This is a genomic window from Nostoc sp. UHCC 0252 (genome assembly GCF_034931145.1).
GTDB lineage: Bacteria > Cyanobacteriota > Cyanobacteriia > Cyanobacteriales > Nostocaceae > Nostoc.
The window spans coordinates 1-22918 of the sequence record NZ_JAYGHE010000102.1 but is presented as its reverse complement, the minus strand read 5'-3'; the positions used below and the strand labels follow the sequence as shown (position 1 = coordinate 22918).

Here is a 22918-nt window from a genome sequence, read left to right as displayed (position 1 = left end):
GAGCGGTACGCAATGACAATTATTTAACCGGACATGATATAGCTACTTTTCTTCTCTTTTTAAATTCGCTTGCAAGAGATTACAAAATAACCTTCCTTGCTGAATGGCATCATCCAAGGCAATGTGAGCCAATGGAAGATTCTCTAACCATGCAGAAGGTAGGTTATCCTTGCCGGATTTGCCGTAGCTTTGTTTCAAGAATGCCATCGCATAGGATCGGATATCTAATGCCGAAAATTTAAAGGGGCTATCGCCCACAAAGTTGATCAAGTACCAGTAGACAAACATAAAATCATAGGCAGCTGGATAGCCAACAAAAATCGGTTTACCAGGTAAAGCCACAAGCCAGGAGTGGTAAGACTTCATAACCTCCAGAGGAGGCTTAAGATCGGCTCGACTGGCTGCCCAAGCATCTGGCTGCTTTGCCCACCATTTCATCGTTTGCGGGTGTCCTTGTGCCTCTGGCAAGGTTTCTAAATTAGCTGTAAAAGTCCCAATCAATTGTTTGTCTGCGGTATACGCAGCTGAGGCAAGACTAAGCATGGAGTGAGGCCCAGGGATAGGGCCATCCGCTTCTATATCAGTGCTGACGTAGATTTCGATTGTCACCTTCTATCCTGCCTGTCTTTTATCAGTATTGATGACCATTGCCTGATTTTATCAATACACGGGTTTTCCTCGTTATGCTCGCCTGTTGCCAAAAAATGACTTTAAAATCCTAGGAAGCGATCGCCAAAGTGCGATCGCTTCCATCACACCAAATATCCCTTTTGTCAGCTAGAAGCTTTCACCACAGCTTCAGCTTGGGAGTGCAATAACAAACCGTATTCCAATCCCTCCACCACCGCTTGATAGGAAGCCTCCAAAATATTGGTAGAAACCCCCACCGTTGTCCAGCGTTGACGACCATTGCCTGATTCCACCAACACGCGGGTTTTCGCCGCAGTGCCCGTATGCCCGTTGAGAATCCGCACCTTGTAATCTGTCAAATCAAAGGTTGCTATTTGGGGATAAAAATTCACTAAAGCCTTGCGTAAAGCAGCATCCAACGCCGCAACCGGGCCATTACCTTCCGCCGCCTCCAGAATATTTTTGCCGTCTACAGCGAGTTTGACTGTAGCTAGGGCGTTGCTAGTTTCTTTCCCCTCAATCAAGTCACAGTGGACTTGAAAGCCTTTGACTTCAAAAAACTTCTGGCGATCTCCTAAAGCTTCGTGCATCAGTAATGCAAAACTAGCCTCTGCTGCTTCAAATTGAAATCCTTCACTCTCCAAATCCTTGAGACGCTGGAGAATTTGCTTGGCTTCTGCTTTTAGCTGATCGAGGTCAATGCCAAAACTGCGGGCTTTAGCTAAAACATTGCTCAGTCCAGACTGTTCAGAAATCACGATGCGGCGATGATTCCCGACTTGTTCCGGCTGAATATGTTCGTAAGTGAGAGGATTACGTTCTACAGCTGATACATGAATACCGCCCTTGTGGGCAAAAGCCGAAAGTCCCACAAAGGGAGCGTGTTCATCTGGCGCAAGGTTGACAACTTCACTCACAAAACGACTAGCTTCTGTAAGTTGTGTTAGCTGGTCTTCTGTGATACAACTGTAACCCAACTTCAATTGTAAATTGGGAATTAACGAACAGAGGTTAGCATTACCGCAACGTTCACCGTAACCATTAATTGTCCCCTGTACCATCTTTGCCCCAGCCATGACTGCGGCTATTGCATTAGCAACCGCCATTTCTGAATCGTTATGAGTATGAATTCCAATTTGGGGCATTGGGGATTGGGCATTGGTGATTGGTGATTGGGAAGAGTCTTTCCCCATTCCCCATTCCCCATTCCCCATTCCCCATTCCCCAGTCACTCTTACCACATCTTGAACAATTTGGCTAATTTCATGAGGTAAAGTGCCGCCATTGGTATCACAGAGGACTAGCCATTCAGCGCCAGATGCGATCGCAGCCTCTAATGTCTGTAAAGCATAATCTGGATTGTGCTTGTAACCATCAAACCAATGTTCGGCATCGTAGATAATGCGACGACCTTGAGAACGGAGGTACTCAATGGTGTCACGAATCATCGCCAAATTTTCTTCTAATGTCGTCTTGAGGCTAGTTGTGACGTGTAAATCCCAAGACTTACCAAAAATCGTTACCCAGCGAGTTCCCGCAGCCAAAATATCCTGTAGCATCGGTTCGGTTGCGGCAGTGGAGTTAGGCCGTCGAGTCGAACAAAAAGCCACAATTTCAGCTTGTTTTAGCGGATCTTCTTGGAGTTGCCAGAAAAATTGTACATCCTTGGGATTAGCACCAGGCCAACCGCCTTCAATGAAGGGAACTCCCAGTTGATCGAGTCTCTTGGCAATGCGTAACTTATCTTCTATCGATACTGATAGCCCCTCGCGCTGAGTGCCATCCCGTAATGTAGTGTCATAGAGCCAAAGTTGAGGTGAGGAATTTGTGGTCATAAAACTGGGACCGACGAGACAACTTTCGAGGCAATGTGTCAATATACAACAAAAAGCCTGTTTGACAGTTTAAAAATGCCTAAAGTAGTAGCTGAAGGTAAAACAATTGAGTGCGTAAGCGGAAGCAATCTCCGAACAATTTTGCTGCAAAATGGTATTAACCTCTACAATAACGGTGCTAAGGTAATCAACTGTCGGGGCATTGGCAGTTGTGGAACCTGTGCGGTTAAGGTAGAGGGCGAAGTATCAGCAGCGAACTGGCGCGATCAAGCCCGGCGTTCGCTTCCTCCCCATTCTCCTACAACAGACTTACGTTTAGCCTGCCAAACTAAGGTTTTAGGCGATGTGAAAGTGACAAAGTTTGATGGATTTTGGGGACAAGGTTCTCGAATAGTGTGGACACCAAAAGGTTAAAAAGGAGTAAGACAAGATGGGTAGATGGACACCCTTAATTTTAATGGCTGGAGGTTTAGCCATTCTGCTTGGTACATTACTAGGCATTAATTTTCCTATGGGCGTACAAAGCGCTAACAATCCCAGTGGCAAAGCAGCAAAAGTCCTGCCAGCTAATATCAATGTTAATAGTAGCGCTGGCAGTCGAAATGAAGAAACTGCAACCGAAGGAAATGAAACAACCGAAGGAAATGAAACAAACGAAAATAGACGCAGTATTGTAGCCCCAAGACCTGACAACAGAAGCAGTGTTGCTCAAAATCCTTCTGATGACTTAACATCACCTACTGACAGTAATACAGAAAATACGCCATCCAACGATGCCAATCAAAGCAACGAACCAATCCGCGCCTTGTGGTAACGATATATCCGTCTTTAGTTACGAGTTATAAGTTATAAGTTATGAGTTAATTAGTTATGAGTTATTAGTTATGTACTAATGATAAATGGCTAACGATCAATGACTAATGACTAATGACTAGTGAGATCGTAATTATTGGTGGCGGCGTTATTGGTTTAGCGATCGCCGTTGAACTAAAACTGCGCGGGACAAACGTCACCGTGCTTTGTCGTGACTTTCAGGCTGCCGCTACCCACGCCGCCGCCGGGATGTTAGCCCCAGACGCGGAAAACATCACTAATGGGGCAATGCGTTCATTGTGTTTGCGATCGCGTGCTTTATATCCCGACTGGACGCGCAAACTAGAAGAACTAACTGGTTTAAATACCGGCTACCGTCCCTGTGGTATTCTCGCACCCATCTTTGAAGAGGCGGGGGAGCAGGGAGCAGGGAGCAGGGAGCAGGGAGCAGGGAGCAGGGAGCAGGGGCAAAATTTCTCTCCTCTGCACCCTTCCCCCTGCCCCCCTGCCTCTTCTCCGGCTTACTGGTTAAATAAAGAGGCAATTCATCAATATCAGCCAGGATTGGGGAATGAAGTAGTTGGTGGCTGGTGGTATCCTGAAGACGCACAAGTTGATAATAAGGCTCTAGCTCAGGTATTACGAACGGCGGCTGAGTCTCTTGGCGTTGAACTCAAAGACGGTATTACAGTAGAAGCATTTTTACAACAGCAAGGACAAGTGGTTGGCGTGCAAACCAATGCTGGAATGATTCGCGCCGCACACTATGTTTTAGCTTCCGGTGCTTGGTCAAATGAGTTATTGCCGCTACCTGTGCTACCCAGAAAAGGACAAATGCTGAGTGTGCGGATACCAGAGTTTGCGCCGGACTTGCCCTTAAAACGTGTTTTATTCGGGCAGAATATTTACATCGTACCAAGACGCGATCGCCTAATTATTGGGGCAACAAGCGAAGACGTTGGCTTCACCCCCAACAACACCCCAGACGGCATTCAAAAATTATTACAAGCTGCCATCCGGCTGTATCCCCAATTAAAAGATTATCCCATCCAAGAGTTTTGGTGGGGATTTCGCCCAACCACCCCTGATGAGTTGCCCATTCTTGGCACTAGCCACTGTCAAAATTTAACCCTTGCTACAGGTCATTACCGTAACGGAATTCTACTTACACCCGTAACAGCCGCATTGATTGCCGATTTAATTTTAGAACAAAAGCCCGATTCTCTACTTGCTGATTTTAACTATTCCCGCTTCCAATCCCAGCCATCTACCTCGACCCCAATGCTGACTCACTCTGCCAATTTCTCCAATGGAAATCGTCCTACCATATCCCCTTTCCCCATTCAAGACTCGCCGCTAATTATTGCTGGCAAAACCTTTCAATCTCGCTTAATGACGGGAACTGGTAAATATCGCAGCATCGAAGAAATGCAGCAAAGCGTCGCCGCCAGTGATTGCCAAATTGTTACCGTCGCAGTACGACGAGTACAAACTAAAGCCCCCGGACATGAAGGTTTAGCTGAAGCCTTAGATTGGACAAAAATTTGGATGTTGCCCAACACCGCAGGTTGCCAAACTGCTGAAGAAGCGATTCGAGTAGCCCGTCTGGGGCGAGAAATGGCGAAATTGTTAGGACAGGAAGATAATAATTTTATAAAGTTAGAAGTAATACCTGACCTTAAGTATTTACTCCCAGATCCCATTGGGACGCTGCAAGCCGCAGAACAACTAGTTAAAGAAGGTTTTGCAGTGTTGCCTTATATTAACGCTGACCCTATGTTAGCCAAGCGTTTAGAAGAAGTAGGTTGTGCGACGGTAATGCCTTTAGCATCGCCCATTGGTTCTGGGCAAGGGCTAAAAACAACCGCCAACATCCAAATCATCATCGAAAATGCGAATGTGCCGGTGGTTGTAGATGCTGGTATTGGTTCCCCCTCAGAAGCCGCCCAAGCAATGGAATTGGGAGCAGATGCCTTATTGATTAATAGTGCGATCGCTCTTTCTGCCAACCCAGCAGCAATGGCTCGTGCCATGAATTTAGCCGCAGTTGCTGGTCGCCTAGCATACCTTGCTGGCAGGATGCCCATAAAAGATTACGCCAGTCCTAGTTCACCCCTGACTGGGACGATTACTAATTAGGAAATGGGGAATGGGGAATTGGGGAAAGACTTGTTTCAAGTTCTGACCTCCTGTCTCCTTGTCCCCCTGCTCCCTGCTCCCTGCCCCCTTGCTTCTTCCCCATTCCCAATGTAACGATTTGTATAGCAGTTTTAGGGCGGATTTAGCATTTATGTAACATTAAATGAAGATGAAGATAAAGATAAAGGAATTAATTCATGCCCTATACCAACGAAGAAGGCGGCCTTCTGAATAATTTTGCCCGGGAACCAAAGATTTATCAAGCAGAACCTCCCAGCGAAGGGCAAAAACGAACTTATCTCTTACTAGGAATCGCCGCCACAGCTTTGGTTGTCGGGTTGATTGTAGTCGCCTTCTTTGTTTCTAAGAGCAGTTAATCGTAAAACATTTTAACTAATTTCAGCAGAAGTCCCACGTCTCACTCTTAGGAGCGTGGGGATGCCAGTCGCCTGCGACGGGAAACCCGTCTACAGCGCTGGCTCATGAATGCGAGTGAGTTGACGACAGTTATCTGACCAATGCCGTAGGCGAGTGAGGAGAACATGGAGGAAACGAGCAAATATGTTATAATACAATTGGTTTGCTTCACCCTCATTGGTGTCTGAAAAGCCTCTGTCTAGTGGCATTGCGATCATTAGTAAGCGACTCCGTTGCACAGGACGAAAGTAAGTAGGCACATCTTGGGTAATACAAGTAACCAATTGGTTTGTCCAATAGCGCAAATAAGCCAGCATTCATCTAGGGCAGTAAAACTTGTAAGGTTCAAGGTAGGAAATTGATAGTCTGCGGCAGGGCATGACGTGGACTCAAAACAAAGCTCAGTCAATGTCCTCATAAAGGAGTCGCTGAGAAGCCTACACTGTATGCAAGCATACAGTGTAGGTACGTCACTAAAATTTCATCTTCTTTATAGTTTTTCAGGTTCCAATTTCAAAAGGGGCCTGCTTTTTTATTTTTTGTTAAAATTGAACTAGACATTAAAGTATATAATTATACTTTAATATTTTGCTAGACCTGAAAGCTTAATTTATTCTGAGCCTCATAACATCCACTTAAAAATCATTTTTATTATGACTTTAGCTCACTTGGATGCACCCAAAACGTTGATATGTACTGTGTTTTGGCTCTTTAGCCGCTATGAGCGTGAATGATACTGCACACAACAATAATTCTAATTGGAATCGGCAAGTATACCACCGCCTAAAACTTGCCCTAAGTCTTGGCTTACGACGACAACTTTTTTTAGCGGTATGTGACGATTTACACTTACGAAATCAAGTAGCGGCCCGTTTGCATTCTACATTGGCTTATCCTGTCGGACAGGTGCTATATCAGCAATCAAATGCCCAAGAAAATAGCACTCCAGCTTATCCGCGATTAGTTACATTGCGTTTGAATTTAAACGATCCCAATCCCGTAGTTCAGATAAATCAATGGTTAGCTAATTATCCACCACCGACCGTAGGAGGTTCAAAAGATACCCCTGGAAGACCTTTTCCAGTACCAGCATTTCAAATTGTAGGCGTGGAACATCTCACTAAGCAACCAGTAGCAACACAGCGTTTATTTTTACACTATCTGCGTTTAAGTGAACAATTTTTCTCTACACAAGAATCCAGCCGATTCCTAGAATCTAACTTGCTGTTGTGGATACCGCGTCCTTGGTTATCTGCCATCAAGCAATCAGCACCACAGTTTTGGCGTTGCCGGACTGGTGTATTTGTGTTTGCTGGAGAACCTACACCTGCAACTCAAAATGCAGGCTATCCAGAACGTTTTTCTAGTTCCAAAAGCTTGGATTTAGGGAATATTGAGCAGTCGATTCTAGATGAATCAGTTAACCAAGCAGAACTCAGAACGGCAGCAAATGAGTTCAAGTTTGAAAATAATTCCGATTTCTCAGCAGAGATACAAGACAACAGTGTACACCAAACCCCGGAATCTACTAATAGGTCTGGTAGCGAAAATAATAATCAATCGCTGTCGTCTTTATCTTATATTAGTAGCGAGTTAACGGAGCTAGTAATAGCAACAATCGGCACGAATTCTGCCGAAAATACTGAGGATTCTTTGCAACCGCAGCAGATTTTGTTGGATATTGAAAAATTACACGAAAACCTCGTTTCAGGCGAGATACTGGCAGAAGCTTATCATCGCTTGGGCACTTTATATCGTCTTCGGATTGAGCAAGGGGAGTCAACTCTCGAAAACCTGATGGTGGCAATAATTGCCTATCAAGAAGCAATTAGCTATGACGAAAACTCACCACAACTTCCAGATATATTAAATGATTTGGGTACACTCTACTGGATGCTATACCGCACACCACCCAATTCTGAGGAAGGGCAAACTTATATAGAGCAGGCAATAGAATTTTATCAGTTGGCGTTAAAGATGATCTCGCCGCAGACACATCGGGAAACTTACGCTCGTGTGCAAAATAATTTAGGGACAGCTTATGGTGATTTAGCTCGTTTTTCTCACCCATCTGAAAATTGGCAGCAAGCTATTTTAGCTTACAATGAAGCCCTCAACTATCGTACAGCCGATATGGATTCATTAAAGTATGCAGCTTGCCAGAACAATTTGGGTACTGCTTACTGGCATTTAGGGCAATACAATCAACCGATTGTGCATTTAAAGAAAGCGATCGCAGCTTACAACGAAGCACTTGTACACTACAACCCCGAAGAGGAGCCGCTCAAGTATGGCATGATTCAAAACAACATCGGTACTGCCTGTTGGAATCTGGCACAATACGAGCAACCAGTCCAAAATCTTCAGCTAGCAATTAATGTTTATAACAAAGCTCTTAAGTACCGCACTCCAGCTAATGTTCCGAGCGCCTGCGCCGCAACACAAAATAATCTAGGTACTGCCTACTGGCATCTAGCAAATTTATCTCAGACAACTAAAGAGGGGCGGCAAAAGTATTTGCAATTATGCATCAGCGCTTACGAAGAAGCCATATCCCTAGCTCAATCCCTGAGCGGTACTCCTTTAAGCTTTGATTTACTCGCCTCTTATAATAATCTGGGACTTGCACATTATCAGCTAGTAATAGATAAGTCATTTAATGGTGACACAACACGTTCTCAACACCTAGAAGTAGCCTTAGACTACCATTTGCAAGCCTTAAATGCATTGAGCAAACAATCAGAGGCTTATCAAACAACTTTCACTTATGTGGTGAAAACTATTCGCGCTTTTCATAATGAATTAGGAATACAGGGGCAAAATCTGGCTTTATCTAAAGTTCCTAGTCAGTTGTTGCCAGATATTTTGTCAAAGTTATAGCAAAAATTTCAAAAGCATTTGCATAATAGCTTGATATCAACTTGACAATTAACTAGAGCATCAAGTAAGGTAACGACAGAAAAGAGTTTAGCTAATTATAAAATGGTAAAGTATTTAAGCAATCGATAAAGTAAGCTTAATAAATGTAATTTAATCAGAAAAAGTTTTCTAAAATATTTATATTAAAAAAAATACAATAATGATGTTACCCTAGTTTTCGTAAATTTACTAACGTAGATTAGATATCTAGTTTAGAGAAACTCCACGATAAGAATTGAAACCTAAGTTATGAAATTAAGTTTAGTTTTTGCGACAGCTATATCTAGTTTTTTTGTAAGTGCTACCACAGTATTTGGTATCTCTAATCAAGCCAATGCTCTTACTTTTTCTGGTACTTCTAGTGGTACATGGGGACAACCTACTCTAGGAAACACCGATACCAATCCCACATATACAGGTGTGGGAAGCAACACATTTACTTGGGGCGATCCTAATGTGTGTCCACCAAGTCCTAGTACTCCTAGTGGGTGTGCAGTCACAGGCTCAAATAAACTTACCTTGAACGGAAATTCATTTTCAGCAGATATCAATTCTGCATTTAAAATAGCTGATTTGACTTATTTTAATGGAACGGTACTCAACGGTACAATCGTTGAATCTGTACCTTTAAATCTTAATGTATCTTTTAATCCTCCCAGTGGAAACAGCGAAATTTTTGACTTCAAGTTGCGTCTATTAAATACACCTAATGACTCAACAGATCCTGAAGAGAATGCAGACTTTGTATTTATAGACACAAATCTGCGTAATGGCAGTTTTACCTTTGAAGGCAATAAATACACGTTTGAGCTAACTAGTTTTAACCCAGACTTTACCCAAATAAGTATTAAAGCTCTTGAAGGAGGTACAATTGAAACAGCTATTTATGCCAAAATCAAACCCATACCTGAACCTTCGCTGTTAGTAGGAATATCTCTGCTAGCTATATGTGTGGTATCTCGTAAAAAATGATTCGGTTCCAATATGAGGTTTATAGCGGTTTTCGGACTCTGCGGTAATTCTTACTAAGATTACGCCCGTTTTTTTAACTTTCTTAACCTGTCCACCTAACTGACTCCTCTACTCCAGGTAAGTGAGAACCGCTATATACATACATATTCCACACAAGACATAATTTGAGTTTGGCTAGTTGCGATCGCAGAGATTAAACAACATCAGCAGCAATCATAAATGCCCATATAGATAGTGAATTATTCGTTAAAAAAGCGAAAATATTTCACTAAAATTAGCAAATAAATCTATAATAGAAGTAAGAGTTCACAGTCAGCCTATTCGCGTCTATCCAATGGCTTAGATATGTGAACAGGATTAATAAAATAGCATTTTGAAACAAAATTATACTTATTCGCGTCGTATAAACATCTCACCTTTGATTTTAGTAACGCACATTAGCAAAATACAAATTCTCAAGAGCGATGTCTACGAGGGGGTATGCCTAAGCGATCGCTCCAACCTCCCATGATAATGAGTACTTTTACCTTCGGAATTCGCTTATACACGGGTTCAAAAACAGTCAGAAACAAACTCAGTAAATCACCGTCATTAAATACATAACATACACAAAGGACAACCCTCTTATGACTCACGTACATCAATGGAAATCTGGAACTGCTGCACTTATGGCAATAGCCGTTACTGCAAGCGTCGCTAGCCCATTGTTAACATTAGCTCCTGCTAATGCACAATACAGAATTGGACAGGACAGAATTGGGCAATATGGAAACGTTACCATCCCTTCTGGGGTTAATTTTCCTGTCACCTATGAGAAGGAGACAATTACTATTGCTCCTGGGGAAAGTAAATCTCTAACCTTGAGAATAGCGAATGACATTATCGACAGGAATAGAAATGTCTTGATTCCTGCTGGTACTAAAGTAAACGGACGGCTAGAGTCTGTTGACTTAAATAGTTATTCAAGAGATACGGATGATAATAAAGGAAAAGGCGTGCGATTTGTCGCTCAAGAATTAGAATTTTCTAATGGTCAGCGTCAATCGATTAATGCAAGTTCTCGGACATATACCACAACTCAAAAAGTTTCACAGGGGCCAAACACAAGTCAGGTTTTAACTGATGCAGCAATTGGTGCTGGTGCTGGTCTTTTAGGTTCACTAGTGACTGGAAACCGCAGAATTGACGATTTAAAACCTGTCATCGGTGGGGCTGCGGGTGCAGGTGCAAGTGTGCTATTACGGAAAAAAGAAGGAAATGCTTTTGTTCTTAGACCTGCACAGGATTTAAGGCTCACACTGAATTCTAACTTGAATTTAGTACCACCATCCCGCTACTAAATTTAACTCAATTCAAGTCGTGAATTTAATCACCTCTAATAGGCGATCGCCACTTTAACTATAGTGAGCGATCGCTTTTAATTTTTACCCTAACAAATCTATTTCGCAGCAAATATTCTGTCTTTGTATCGTCTCATTCGGCATTCATATTTTTGGAAACGCTTAATTTATCAGTAATACCAATTCTGTATGAAGATGCGCCTATAGTGCAAGAAATGAAGAACGAACCGCCAAGAGCGCCAAGTACGCCAAGAAATAATAAATTAAGAGATTTAGCGCAGCTTCACAAAAGAATGGTGCAAGAGGCTGATTACACTATTACTTATTGTGAGCTATGTTGACACGTTCTTTATGATTTTGACTATTTGATTTGGCTATATGACAAAAGTAATGGTTTTTACAAAAAGCAAAAATTAATGGAACCTAATACTTTAGCAAATGTCTAATTAGTTAACAGTAATAAAAATAATTGTACCGGAGTTAATAACTAATGTTTACTTTAAATCGTTTGCAATCTGGAACAGCTGCACTCATGGCTTTAAGCGTCACAGTCGGAACTGTAGCGCCTTTTATTACAGCTTCGCCATCTTTAGCTCAAACTACTTTTTCTGATGTTTCATCTAATTATTGGGCATCACAATTTATTCAACAATTGTCACAGCGAGGTGTAATTGCCGGATTTCCTGATGGTACTTTCCGTCCTGAAGAAGCGGTGACACGCGCTCAATTTGCCGCTATGGTCAACAAAGCTTTCCAGAAATCACAGCAGCGATCGCCAATCAATTTTGCTGACGTACCCAGCAATTATTGGGCATCAAGTGCCATTCAACAAGCCTATACCATTGGCTTCTTATCTGGATATCCCGGTAATCGCTTTGAACCTAACCAAGCTATTCCCCGCCAACAGGTTTTAGTTTCCCTCGCTAACGGTCTGGAATATAATCCCATCGGCAATACCGAAAGCACTCTGCAATACTTCAACGATGCATCTAACATCGCTAGCTATGCCCGTAGCCCGATCGCAGCAGCAACTGAAAAGCAAATTGTAGTGAACTATCCTAATGTGAGGTTCCTGAATCCAACTGCAACCGCTACTCGCGCCCAGGTAGCAGCTTTTATCTACCAAGCATTAGTTAGTTCTAACCAAGCCTCAGCAATTAACTCGCCTTATGTCGTGGCTGTCGGTTCTACTACGCCAACGCCCGTAGCTGTGACGATTCCTCAAGGGACTGCTATTCCTGTGAAGTATGACAAGGCAGAAAAAATTCTGGTTACAAAGGACGAAACAGCGCCTTTGACATTGACAGTATCCCAAAACGTGGTTACGCAAGAAGGATCTGTAGTGATTCCGGCTGGTAGCCAAGTAATTGGTCAACTCAAGCCTGCTACAGGCGGTTCTCAATTCGTTGCCGAAAAACTGGTTTTGACCAGTGGACAGGAGTATCAGCTTAACGCTAGCTCTGAAGTGATTACCAAAACTGAAACCGTCAAGAAGGGTACTAGTGTTGGTTCAATTGTCAAAAATACTGTATTGGGTGCAGGTGCAGCAACTGCGGTATCTGCTGTAACAGGCGATCGCGCGATCGCCACAGAAGAAGTCCTGGGTGGCGCTGGTATCGGTGCATTGGTGGGTCTGTTCTTCGGTAAGAATAGCGTTGACTTAATCGCCATTGACCCAGATACCGATTTACAAATGACAATCAATCAAAACTTGTTGGTTTCACTCAGATAGTCATTAGTCATTGGTTTTTACAAAGGACGAATGACAAAGGACAAAGGACAAATCCTAAACTTTCGGCAACCAAATAATAAATGTAGTCCCCGGTGCATGGGGTGAAGTTAGCTTAGAGTTGATTGCAGGGCTGAAAACCTCGATTTCGCCCTGCATTTGCTCTATTAATTGTTTTGCGATCGCTAACCCTAAACCAGTGCCAGGGATTTCTGTTTGCGCTTGTACGCCCCGATAATGACGTTCTCCAAGATGCTTTAAATCTTCGGGTGGAATGCCAGGCCCGTTGTCACTGATCGTAATTCCCTGAAAATTAGCTTTTTCTTGCCCCGCCTGAATCAAAATTTTGCCACCAGGGGGAGTATATTTCAAGGCATTATCAATGATGTTAGTTAAAACTTCTCGCAATGCTTTGATATTGGCACGTACTAGCGGTGAATTCTGTTGAATTTCAGTTATTAGTTTTAACTTTCGCTCTTGGGCGATTGCTTTGGCTGATATTAATAATGGTTCTAATATATCTGCTAATGAGCAGTCAACTGCCTTATCTCCTGTTCCCGGCAATAATAACGGTGGTTTAGCATCTTTTTGGATAGTTGCTTCCACAAATACTTCACGTTCGGGCAGATGTAGTGGTGCTAAATCTGTCTCTGTCAAGTCAATTACTTGATCGAATTGTTGCAGCAATTCTTTGAGGCGATCGCTTTCCCGCACAATACTATTTGCTACATCTCGGTTGGCCTCTCCTGGCCGCAACCTTTTCAATAGAAGCTTTCCAAAAGTCCGCAATGCCGTTAATGGGTTACGAAACTGATGTAACAGGTTATCTAACAAATCCCTCTGTTTTTCTTGGAGAATTTGTTGCTCATGCAACTGCTGTTCAAGCCATGCCCGTCGTTGATCTAAAATACAAGCGATCGCTAATGTTTGGGCTATCCGTTGAATCTGGCTTTCCTCGTGTTCATTCCATACCCGGTCTTGCCTACCCGTCACCAGTAACCCCATCATCACGCCCTCATAAACCAGAGGTAAAACAATTTGGTTGCCACTAAAGAGATATTCTTCTTTGAGATGGGGTTGAGATGCCTCAGAGTCCTGTGACGAGGTTGAAGATTCTGATTCTGCTGTTAATAACCTTCTGCGATCGTTAGGTAATCTCAACACATTTCCAACTTGAAGTTGCTTATGTAATGTCGTTTCAGCAGTTTCTTCTCCTGGCGGCAATAATGCCGTTTCCGGGTAAATTACCACAGGAATCAGCTTGGCCTCACCTGAAGGAGTCTCTACCAATTCTTGTGTCAGATACACAATACTTAACGTTGCTCCCAACCCTTGGGTTAGCAGCGCTATTTGCTCTCGACACAGAGCAATAAAATCGGAACTGGCAGACATTAACATTTTTTAGTTCTTGCTCAAGATTACAGATTTTGAGGCATGATGATAAGAGAGGATACTTAATTTTTACCTCACTCATTCAATAAAGCTTAACTAAAATCTTCTTAGTGATGGTTTGTACCAAGGGATTATTTCTTTAGGTGATTTTGTTTTATCTATTTTCAAAGATGTTAACTTTCTTGCATGAAAAGGTTAAAAACTATTGATATTTTGAACTAGAACTTATATAATGACGACGGATTTTGTAGCTAAAACTACAATCTATAGCTTGAAAGAGGAGGACAATAGGTTGGCAAGGAGACGCAAAAGGAAAAGTCGCCGTCGTCAAGAAGGACGGAGGATTCTGGAACACGTGCCTCAATATAGCATCGAAAGTGGTGAAGAAAAACCTGTTACCGCAGCGAGAAGATTCATTCAAGCTGAAGGTATTTTGCCACCAGCGTTGCTACTCGTAAAGCGAAATGAACACACTACAGATCGTTATTTCTGGGCAGAAAAGGGACTGTTTGGTGCTCAATACGTAGAGGAAAACCATTTCTTGTTTCCTAGTTTGAGGGTCTTAGAACCTTCGCCTGGTCAAGAAGCTCTTGCTTTAGCTAGTCGGTGAACCATAGATGGTCATCTTACGCATTGAATGTGGCTCCTGACTATCATTAACTGGCAAAATTGCTAAGTTTATGCAAAATTTAATTTTTTTTTAGTTTGGAGCTGATTTGTCAGTAAGGCTAATCCAGGTAGTTGGAAAGTCAACTTGTCTCAAACCAGGCTATATTGCATGGGTTGATACTAGTATCATGATATAGAAGGGAGTGGGTATGGAGCCAAGCGCCTCCAAAAGCGCTAGTGAAGTTGCGCTCTCATGCCGTAAATTGTTGAACCTTGCTCTGTCAACGGATTTAAGTTAATTAATTTAAATTTTTCCCCACGACATAAGTTGTGGGGAAAATTGACAAAGCAGAAGTCTTGATTTCCTCCTTCCTACTTTTCATCCCCTAAAGATTAGATCGGGTCAGAAGTCTGCATATCATAGTTAAAAAACCAGCAATTATTCACCAGCTTTGATCTGTAGAGTCTTCTGTAACTCACCGAGTTCATCTCGATGGCCAACTACAGTGATCTTACTTGAGGAGGTTTGTTTACTCTGAGTTGTTTCTACTTTGAGCGATACCTTCTCAAGTCTTCCAGATTTTTTCCAATAAAATAAACCACTTAAAGGCGACAGCAGTACCAAAGCCAAAACAGGGACGCTGAGGTTAGGAAAGAGCAGGTATACAACTAGTGATAGACAAACAATCCCAGTCGCTGCCAGCAGAGTTAAAAATATAGCTAAGAACCAACTAGGACTAACGAACCCTTCAAAAGTCACTTTGTTTTGTTCTCGGTCTACCTCTGCCACTCGATAAGACCGGGAGCGAAAATACTCTTTTAATTGAGACATTAAAACAGCTTCGTCTTGTTCAGATACCAGTTGCACTGTTTGTATGCGGTCTTTAGTCGAGGCACGAATAAAGAAAAACAGCCCAATCGATAACAGCAAGGTTAGCAGAAACGTAGATGGCAGAATAGCAGTATCCATAACTGATTGTTAGTTTTTGACTGGAGGAGACTTATTCATTATCAATTATTCGTTACTTTGTCCTGCTGTTGATGTAGTTAAGCCATTGAAAAGCTAAATCCTGCGCTTGAACTTGCCATTCTGGAGAAACTTGGTACATTCGCCTGGGTCGTCCTCGTCCTTCCAGTTTCTTCCAATATCCAGTGATTGCCTTTTGGTCTTCCAGAAATTTGATTGCACTATAAAGTACGGTATCCGAAAGCCGATGGGTTGGATATTCAGTTTCTAATTTCTCAATCAACTCGGTTCCGTAGGATTCACCTTGTAACAAAACAGACAGTATGTAACAGACTGCTACTTCCTGACAAAGGTAAGTTGGCGGAGGATTTTCAAAGAATTGATATATATCCTCAAGTTTCATGGTTAGTGAATGGCTAAAAAAATGCCTTATGGTAAGGTCTACAATCCTTGTAGTCAGTATACAGTGCTACTGCCAAGTGAGTAATAAATATATAATGCTACTTAGACTAAAGTTCCAAAGCGTAAATACCAAATGATTACTCACGCCTGTGAAGCTGTGAGAGGAGTTCGCAAGTTTTAGGGGTACAAAAAACGTACCCGTTACCCAAGCTAAATAGGTTGTGGTGAGGAGCGAACAGAGATTGGCAAAGTCACTATCTTGGTGTCAACTGATGCCAAGCTAGTTAGAACTGCTTAAGCAATAAAACGCCACCGAAGAAATTTTACAGGTAAAATGCAATTTTGTCTGTAAAACTTAATAAACACTTTGTTTTACAGTGATTTTCCCAATGTAAATTATAAAAACTTAAGCTAAGAGGATGTTTGAAAAGTATCGGGCGAATAGAATTCGCTACTACACAAACAAAGTCCACCTCCGTGGACTAATACAAAATCAAGGTTTTTTAACCTGCGGAGGCAGGTTTTGCCTGTATAGCTGCGATTTCCAATCGCCGAGGCAAGTAAGAAATTAGACTTTTCAAACAACCTCTAAGGGATATGTCTGGTTTAAAGCTGCTACGACCGTGGACAGACTTAAGTAGTAAGCATTACTGATTCACCAGACAACAGAATCTCTTGTCCGATCTGATAAATGTGATAGTAAATTTATCAAAGAAGACGCAAAGACTAGGAGGCTAAAGACGCGGAGTGCAATACCTCTGAACAAAGTTCTCCGTATCCCTATCTCTTGTATTCTTTAAAAGCGCCCATCACATTAGCGATCAGTATGCCACAGACTCCCGATGCTCCATCATCTTCCTCAACTTTGCGGGCAATCGCCCAAACCTTTCGCCTTACAGGTTGGATTAGCTTCTGGATTCAGCTAGTACTAGGCGTTGTTTCTAGCATAATTGTGTTGCTATTCGCCATCTTCAATCAAAGAACTGGTAGTCCTAGTAATAATCCTGGGACTGGCTTTGGCGTATTTTTAGCAATTTGTGGACTGGTTATTTTGGGCGGGGGCATTTATTTAGCTTACCGTTACACTAGAATTGGCAAGCAATTGGAATCCTCCAATCCCAGCAACCGCCCTCGCAAAAGCGAGACTGTGCAAGTATTACGCTTAGGGCTGTGGGTAAATTTAGGGGGAACACTGGTAACTCTTTTGGGGGCGCAGGCGATCGTTGGTACACTGGTAGCAAGATCCATATCTCCTCAAGCTATAACTACACAATTTTTTGACCCCACCCGCATTATTAGCGGTCTAGATATGCTTGTAGTACAGGCAAATACCAACACTGTATCAGCACATTTTGCAGGGCTTGTAGCGTCACTTTGGCTACTAAATCGTATTAATCGGCCCTAGTTATGAGTTCTGTGTTCATGATTGGTTAAATACATTATGTGGTTTCTTAGTCCTGGTATTGATGCTAGGGAAAAATCTGGATTCAGAGATTGAGACTGAATTTTTGCGATAAACTTTGTTTTTCCAGTCACAGCAAACCAAAATTACTATATGCTAAATGCTTAATGTGACAGGAAGATTTTAGGCAAGAAACTGAGAAAAATCTGTGCTGGATATTAAGCAAATACGGGAAAATCCGCAATTAGTTCAAGAACGATTGAATAGTCGTAGTGGTAAATACGACATTGAACCGATTCTACTGTTAGATCGGCAACAACGAGAACTGGAGGGGACACGCAGTCAACTCCAAGCTCGGAGCAACGAAATCGGTAAACTTGTTGGGCAAAAGATTAAATCTGGGATTAATCCTCAAGACCCAGAAATTCAAGCTTTGCGCGATGAAGGTAACTCTGTCAAAGTGACGTTGAGCCAACTGGAACCCCAGGAAAAAGACCTCAAAGCTCAAATTGCTCAACTTGTGTTGGCACTTCCCAACTTACCAAGCGACTCTACACCTCTTGGGAAGAATGAGGAAGATAACGTAGAAGTGCGGCATTGGGGTGATGAGTATATTCCCCAAAATCCGAATATTCTCCCTCACTGGGAAATTGGTGAAAAGCTAGGTATTCTCAATGTTGAACGGGCTGTAAAAGTTGCCCAAAGTCGCTTCGTGACATTGATGGGCGCTGGCGCGGCATTGGAAAGGGCATTAATTCAATTTATGCTGACTCTCCATACTCAAGCTGGGTATGTGGAAGTTAGTCCACCTCTGTTAGTGAATACCGAGTCTTTGACGGCGACTGGTCAGTTACCCAAGTTTGCGGAAGAAAGCTTTAAATGTGCTGATGATGATTTGTGGCTGATTCCTACGGCTGAAGTTCCGGTTACAAATCTCTATCGGGGTGAAATTCTCGCTGCTGAAGATTTACCTATTTACCACTGCGCTTTTACTCCCTGTTTTCGCCGCGAAGCTGGTAGCTATGGGCGCGATATGCGGGGATTAATTCGCCTGCATCAATTTAACAAGGTGGAAATGGTGAAATTTGTCGAACCCAGTACATCTTTTGATGAATTGGAGAAATTAGTAGGGAATGCAGAAGCAATTTTACAGGCGTTGCGATTGCCTTACCGAGTAGTAAATTTAAGTACTGGAGATTTGGGATTTGCCTCTACCAAAACTTATGATTTAGAGGTTTGGTTGCCTTCTTCTGGCAAATACCGCGAAATTTCTAGCTGTTCCAATACTATAGATTTCCAAGCAAGACGGGCTGATATTCGCTTCAAAGAGGCGGGAAAGAAAGGTACTCAGTTCGTACATACCCTCAATGGTTCGGGTTTGGCGGTGGGAAGGACGATGGCGGCAATTTTAGAGAATTATCAACAACCTGATGGGACAGTGAAGATACCAGAAGTGTTGCAACCTTATTTGGGACGCGAAGTATTGTGATTTGTCATTAGTCATTAGTCCTTTGTTATTTGCCAATGACCAATGACTAATACCCAATGCCCAATGCCCAATTAGAATGGAGATAACTATAGCTTAATATTTTCAGTAATTTGTTCTATGTCAGTTTTAGCAGCGATCGCAGTCTTGGCTGTTTTGATCTTGGTACACGAGTTGGGACATTTTGTTGCAGCCCGTTCTCAAGGCATTCTCGTTAACCGTTTTTCTTTGGGTTTTGGCCCAGTTCTTTTGAAGTACCAAGGTTCACAAACCGAATATGCTGTCCGCGCCTTTCCCTTGGGCGGCTTTGTGGGCTTTCCCGATGATGACCCTGATAGCGATATTCCACCCAATGACCCAAATCTGCTGCGTAATCGTCCAGTTTTAGACAGGGCGATCGTTATCAGTGCTGGAGTGATTGCAAATTTAATATTTGCCTATTTGGTGCTGGTTCTGCAATTGGGTATCGTTGGTATTCCCAAGGAATTAAACTATCAAGCTGGTGTGATTGTACAGCCTGTTAATCAAGAATCTGTTGCCTATCAAGCAGGAATTCGGGAAGGAGATATTATTCTGGCTGTGAACGGTCAAGAACTCCCGGCTTCTGACAAATCAACTCCTTTGCTGACTAAAGAAATTCAAACTCATCCCAATCAGCAAATCGAACTGAAAATTCAGCGTGAGAACCAACAACAATCCATAAAATTAACACCAAAACTGGGAGCCGATGGTAAAGGTGTAGTTGGCGTGGCACTTAGTCCAAATGCTACAGCAATTTATCGCCGTCCTAATAGTCCTTTTGAAATTTTCGGTCTTGCTGCTAATAGATTTCAACAATTATTTGTTGGGACGGTAAGCGGTTTTGGACAGTTGATTACCAACTTTCAACAAACTGCTGGACAAGTTTCTGGGCCAGTTAATATTGTCAAAATAGGTGCAAAATTAGCTGAAGATAATAGCGTAAATCTGTTGTCTTTTGCGGCAATTATCAGCATTAACTTGGCTATTATCAATATTTTGCCTTTACCTGCATTGGATGGCGGACAACTAGCTTTTCTGCTGATTGAAGGTTTGCGCGGTAAGCCTGTACCGTCCCGGATTCAAGAAGGCGTAATGCAAACTGGTTTGGTATTACTCTTAGGGTTAGGAATTTTTCTGATCGTCAAAGAAACTACTCAATTAACTAGCCAATTGGAGTGGGTACAAAAATTGTTCCAGTGATTACTACCCGCAAATCATTATCTAAAAAGCAGCGATCGCTAGAAATTTTAGCTCGTCTGAAGCGTCTTTATCCAGATGCTACTTGCTCTTTGAACTACTCAACGCCAGTACAACTGCTCGTGGCAACGATTCTCTCCGCTCAGTGTACTGATGAGCGGGTAAATAAAGTTACACCAGCTTTATTTGGAAGGTTCCCTGATGCTGAGAGTTTAGCGATCGCTGACTTGGTAGAATTAGAAAGCTTGGTACGTTCCACAGGGTTTTATCGCAATAAAGCCAAAAACATTCAAGCCGCCTGTCGAATGATTGTTACCGAGTTTAACTCTGTTGTTCCTAACCAAATGGAACAGTTGTTAAAGCTTCCAGGTGTGGCGCGGAAGACAGCAAATGTAGTTCTGGCTCATGCTTATGGCATTAATGCTGGCGTGACAGTAGATACTCACGTCAAGCGCCTCAGCCAACGTCTGGGTTTAACTGAAGCAAAAGACCCGGTTCGGATTGAGCAAGATTTAATGGGTTTATTGCCGCAACCTGATTGGGAAAATTGGTCAATTGGGTTAATTTATCACGGTCGTGCTATCTGTAAAGCCCGCTCTCCAGTTTGTGTTGCGTGTGAGCTTGCTGATTTATGCCCTGTAGCCAATAAGCCAGTGGTTGTAGGGTAAGCAACATAAGTAACCCCAGAATTGATGGAGAGACTGTAGAATGGAAAACGGTGTCTTTAAATAAGTTAGAGAATATATGGCTAAAAAGAGCATGATTGAGCGCGAGAAAAAGCGCACCAGGTTGATAGAAAAGTATGCTGACAAGCGGGAAGCCCTTTTGGATGAGTTCAGAAGCGCAGCATCTCCTTTGGATAAGCTAGAAATCCACCGGAAGATTCAACAGCTACCCCGGAATAGTGCGCCCACCCGCCACCGCAACCGTTGCTGGTTGACTGGTCGTTCTAGAGGAGTTTACCGCGATTTCGGACTCTCTCGGAACGTACTACGAGAATGGGCGCATGAAGGTCTTTTGCCTGGAGTTGTTAAGTCTAGCTGGTAGTTAAGAGTCATTAGTCATTAGTGAGCCAGCGCGGTCTTGGGGGTTTCCCCCATGAGTGACTGGCGAACCCGTAAGGGTCATTAGTCATTGGTAAAGAACAAATGACAAAGGACAAATGACAAATGACAAAATATTATTGACCACAACACTTATCAATTCCCAGACTTTCTAAGAGTAGATCGCTGACGGCGTTGGCGATCGCAAACTCTCCATAGAAGCTATTGGAAAAATCATAGGACTGCATCTCTGTGACAATGGCAATTACCAGAGAACCAAGGTCATTTTCTCCTTCCATACGTTGACGCACAAAAATCTGGGCTGCTCGTTGGGCAATATTTTGGTTTACTGCTTCGGGGATAAATTCTGTATCTAGCCACCGTTGTAAGCGTTCTCGTAACCATTCACCTTCGAGGAGAGGGTTTTCGGGTGGTGGTAGGGTGATGGGTGGAATTGGTTGAGTCATTTTTTTTATTTTAAACGCAGAGGGACGGGGAGGGAAACGCAGAGGAACGCTGAGGTTGATTGGTAACATCAAATCGCGTTTCTAAGAGTGTTTTTTTATATTTATTTATGCAATATGATATCGCTGCTATTGTTGATGGTTATGCACAAGGCTATTTTCTCATGGCTGATGAACGCGATCGCCTGAGTTGGTACGGAAGCCGCGATCGGACTTTTATTCCTTTGGATGAACGGTTTCGCTACCCCAAGTCTTTGCAGCGTGTTTTGAATCAAGAACGTTTTAGTGTAGCGATTAATCGGGATTTTCAAGCTGTGGTAGCTGGGTGTGCTAACCGCGAAACAACTTGGATTTCACCGGAATTACAAAAGATTTACTGGCTACTTTACCAAAGTGGTTATGCTTTTAGTTTTGAAACTTGGCAAGGTGACAAATTAGCTGGGGGCATTTTAGGAATTGTTATTGGCGGTGCTTTCATTGGCGAGTCGATGTTTTACCGCATTCCCGAAGGTTCAAAGGTGGCGATGGTAAAGTTGGTAGAAAGATTGCGTCAGAAGAAATTTGTGTTTTTCGATGCCCAAATGATGAATCCGCATTTGGAGAGATTTGGCGCTTATCGGGTTACGGATGAAGAATATCAAGTTTTACTCAAGCAAGCATTGCGCCGTCGGTGTTCTCTGCTAATTTCATCGGACTAAAGTCTGCGGCAAGAACTAAGCCAGAATAGACCAAATAAAGCGTAAAATTGCCTCTACTGTGTATACTTTTGCACCCTATTTTTGAGTTCTGCTTTTATACCTTAAATAAATAAGAGCAAAATTAACCTAAATATTAAATATACAAATAATTACAGCATAATTTGAAGTTTAATCCAATCAAAATATGACGCATGATGCGGCTAATTTTTTATGAAATTAGACCTTTACTATATGTTAAGTTTAATTGTTCATACATAACAACAAAAAATCATCACTACCATATACAGTTCAATATTTGTATCATTCTATAGATAGTAGAAATAACTATCTTAGAAAGTTATTATTCAGCCTGTTAATGCCTGAAAAACGTGTATGCACCCTGGAATAATACCCAGGGGCTTTTTTTATAAAAACAAGCAGGATGCCAGTCTTTTTAATTCATC

Annotated in this window: 22 protein-coding genes; 15 read left to right on the top strand and 7 right to left on the bottom strand. The window is 42.5% G+C overall.

Annotated elements, in window-relative coordinates:
* Positions 1–42: 42 nt before the first annotated feature.
* Together VB732_RS32650 and cimA are read right to left on the bottom strand one after the other, a co-directional pair.
* Positions 43–609, bottom strand: a complete 567-nt coding sequence (locus tag VB732_RS32650) for an exonuclease (protein ID WP_323234989.1) — start codon at positions 607–609, stop codon at positions 43–45.
* 164 nt (positions 610–773) lie between these two features.
* On the bottom strand, positions 774–2465 hold the full coding sequence (gene cimA / locus VB732_RS32645) for a citramalate synthase (RefSeq protein ID WP_323234988.1): 1692 nt from the start codon (positions 2463–2465) through the stop codon (positions 774–776).
* Positions 2466–2540: 75 nt separating this feature from the next.
* Here cimA and VB732_RS32640 point away from each other — a divergent pair, with 75 nt between their 5' ends.
* The 4 genes from VB732_RS32640 (at position 2541) to psb34 (ending at position 5794) form a co-directional block, all read left to right on the top strand.
* Complete coding sequence (locus VB732_RS32640) at positions 2541–2879, top strand: 2Fe-2S iron-sulfur cluster-binding protein (protein ID WP_323234987.1); 339 nt, start codon at positions 2541–2543, stop codon at positions 2877–2879.
* A gap of 16 nt (positions 2880–2895) precedes the next feature.
* Positions 2896–3279: a hypothetical protein gene (locus VB732_RS32635; protein WP_323234986.1), complete on the top strand. Its 384-nt coding sequence runs from the start codon at positions 2896–2898 to the stop codon at positions 3277–3279.
* A gap of 113 nt (positions 3280–3392) precedes the next feature.
* A complete protein-coding gene (thiO, locus tag VB732_RS32630; protein WP_323234985.1) occupies positions 3393–5417 on the top strand; it encodes a glycine oxidase ThiO in 2025 nt (674 codons plus the stop codon).
* 197 nt (positions 5418–5614) lie between these two features.
* Positions 5615–5794, top strand: coding sequence for a photosystem II assembly protein Psb34 (gene psb34 / locus VB732_RS32625; RefSeq protein WP_323234984.1), 180 nt, complete (start codon positions 5615–5617; stop codon positions 5792–5794).
* A 90-nt stretch (positions 5795–5884) separates the two neighbouring features.
* Here the strand turns inward: psb34 and VB732_RS32620 are convergent, their stop codons facing one another.
* Positions 5885–6151 (bottom strand): hypothetical protein, encoded by a 267-nt coding sequence (locus VB732_RS32620; RefSeq protein ID WP_323234983.1) that lies wholly within the window; start codon positions 6149–6151, stop codon positions 5885–5887.
* A gap of 403 nt (positions 6152–6554) precedes the next feature.
* Here VB732_RS32620 and VB732_RS32615 point away from each other — a divergent pair, with 403 nt between their 5' ends.
* The 4 genes from VB732_RS32615 to VB732_RS32600 all read left to right on the top strand — a co-directional run bounded on the left by VB732_RS32615 (position 6555) and on the right by VB732_RS32600 (position 12797).
* Positions 6555–8714 carry a tetratricopeptide repeat protein gene (locus VB732_RS32615; protein ID WP_323234982.1) on the top strand — a complete coding sequence of 720 codons (2160 nt, stop codon included), beginning with the start codon at positions 6555–6557 and terminating at the stop codon, positions 8712–8714.
* A gap of 288 nt (positions 8715–9002) precedes the next feature.
* On the top strand, positions 9003–9725 hold the full coding sequence (locus VB732_RS32610) for a choice-of-anchor K domain-containing protein (RefSeq protein ID WP_323234981.1): 723 nt from the start codon (positions 9003–9005) through the stop codon (positions 9723–9725).
* 626 nt (positions 9726–10351) lie between these two features.
* Entirely contained in the window at positions 10352–11065 is a 714-nt protein-coding gene (locus VB732_RS32605) for a conjugal transfer protein TrbI (RefSeq protein WP_323234980.1), read from the top strand.
* A gap of 490 nt (positions 11066–11555) precedes the next feature.
* Positions 11556–12797 (top strand): S-layer homology domain-containing protein, encoded by a 1242-nt coding sequence (locus VB732_RS32600; RefSeq protein ID WP_323234979.1) that lies wholly within the window; start codon positions 11556–11558, stop codon positions 12795–12797.
* A 54-nt stretch (positions 12798–12851) separates the two neighbouring features.
* Here the strand turns inward: VB732_RS32600 and VB732_RS32595 are convergent, their stop codons facing one another.
* On the bottom strand, positions 12852–14192 hold the full coding sequence (locus tag VB732_RS32595) for an ATP-binding protein (protein ID WP_323234978.1): 1341 nt from the start codon (positions 14190–14192) through the stop codon (positions 12852–12854).
* Positions 14193–14478: 286 nt separating this feature from the next.
* Between VB732_RS32595 and VB732_RS32590 the strand changes: the two genes are divergently transcribed.
* Positions 14479–14796 (top strand): DUF3155 domain-containing protein, encoded by a 318-nt coding sequence (locus tag VB732_RS32590; RefSeq protein ID WP_323234977.1) that lies wholly within the window; start codon positions 14479–14481, stop codon positions 14794–14796.
* Between the two features lie 438 nt (positions 14797–15234).
* On the opposite strand, the gene VB732_RS32585 is transcribed toward VB732_RS32590, so the two are convergent.
* Both VB732_RS32585 and VB732_RS32580 read right to left on the bottom strand, forming a co-directional pair.
* Positions 15235–15765 carry a cofactor assembly of complex C subunit B gene (locus tag VB732_RS32585; protein ID WP_323234976.1) on the bottom strand — a complete coding sequence of 177 codons (531 nt, stop codon included), beginning with the start codon at positions 15763–15765 and terminating at the stop codon, positions 15235–15237.
* Positions 15766–15817: 52 nt separating this feature from the next.
* Positions 15818–16165: a PadR family transcriptional regulator gene (locus VB732_RS32580; protein ID WP_323234975.1), complete on the bottom strand. Its 348-nt coding sequence runs from the start codon at positions 16163–16165 to the stop codon at positions 15818–15820.
* An 825-nt stretch (positions 16166–16990) separates the two neighbouring features.
* Here VB732_RS32580 and VB732_RS32575 point away from each other — a divergent pair.
* The 5 genes from VB732_RS32575 (at position 16991) to rpsN (ending at position 21317) form a co-directional block, all read left to right on the top strand.
* Complete coding sequence (locus VB732_RS32575) at positions 16991–17569, top strand: DUF3611 family protein (protein ID WP_323234974.1); 579 nt, start codon at positions 16991–16993, stop codon at positions 17567–17569.
* Positions 17570–17774: 205 nt separating this feature from the next.
* Entirely contained in the window at positions 17775–19055 is a 1281-nt protein-coding gene (serS, locus tag VB732_RS32570) for a serine--tRNA ligase (RefSeq protein ID WP_323234973.1), read from the top strand.
* 117 nt (positions 19056–19172) lie between these two features.
* Positions 19173–20273 (top strand): RIP metalloprotease RseP, encoded by a 1101-nt coding sequence (rseP, locus tag VB732_RS32565; protein WP_323234972.1) that lies wholly within the window; start codon positions 19173–19175, stop codon positions 20271–20273.
* Positions 20249–20938: an endonuclease III gene (nth, locus tag VB732_RS32560; RefSeq protein WP_323234971.1), complete on the top strand. Its 690-nt coding sequence runs from the start codon at positions 20249–20251 to the stop codon at positions 20936–20938. The genes rseP and nth overlap by 25 nt, the downstream gene beginning before the upstream one ends.
* Positions 20939–21014: 76 nt before the next feature.
* Positions 21015–21317 carry a 30S ribosomal protein S14 gene (gene rpsN, locus VB732_RS32555; protein WP_114081875.1) on the top strand — a complete coding sequence of 101 codons (303 nt, stop codon included), beginning with the start codon at positions 21015–21017 and terminating at the stop codon, positions 21315–21317.
* Between the two features lie 133 nt (positions 21318–21450).
* Here rpsN and VB732_RS32550 read toward each other — a convergent pair whose 3' ends face one another.
* Positions 21451–21780, bottom strand: a complete 330-nt coding sequence (locus tag VB732_RS32550) for a hypothetical protein (protein WP_012410384.1) — start codon at positions 21778–21780, stop codon at positions 21451–21453.
* A gap of 107 nt (positions 21781–21887) precedes the next feature.
* Here VB732_RS32550 and aat point away from each other — a divergent pair, with 107 nt between their 5' ends.
* Positions 21888–22475 (top strand): leucyl/phenylalanyl-tRNA--protein transferase, encoded by a 588-nt coding sequence (gene aat / locus VB732_RS32545; RefSeq protein ID WP_323234970.1) that lies wholly within the window; start codon positions 21888–21890, stop codon positions 22473–22475.
* Positions 22476–22918 lie beyond the last annotated feature (443 nt).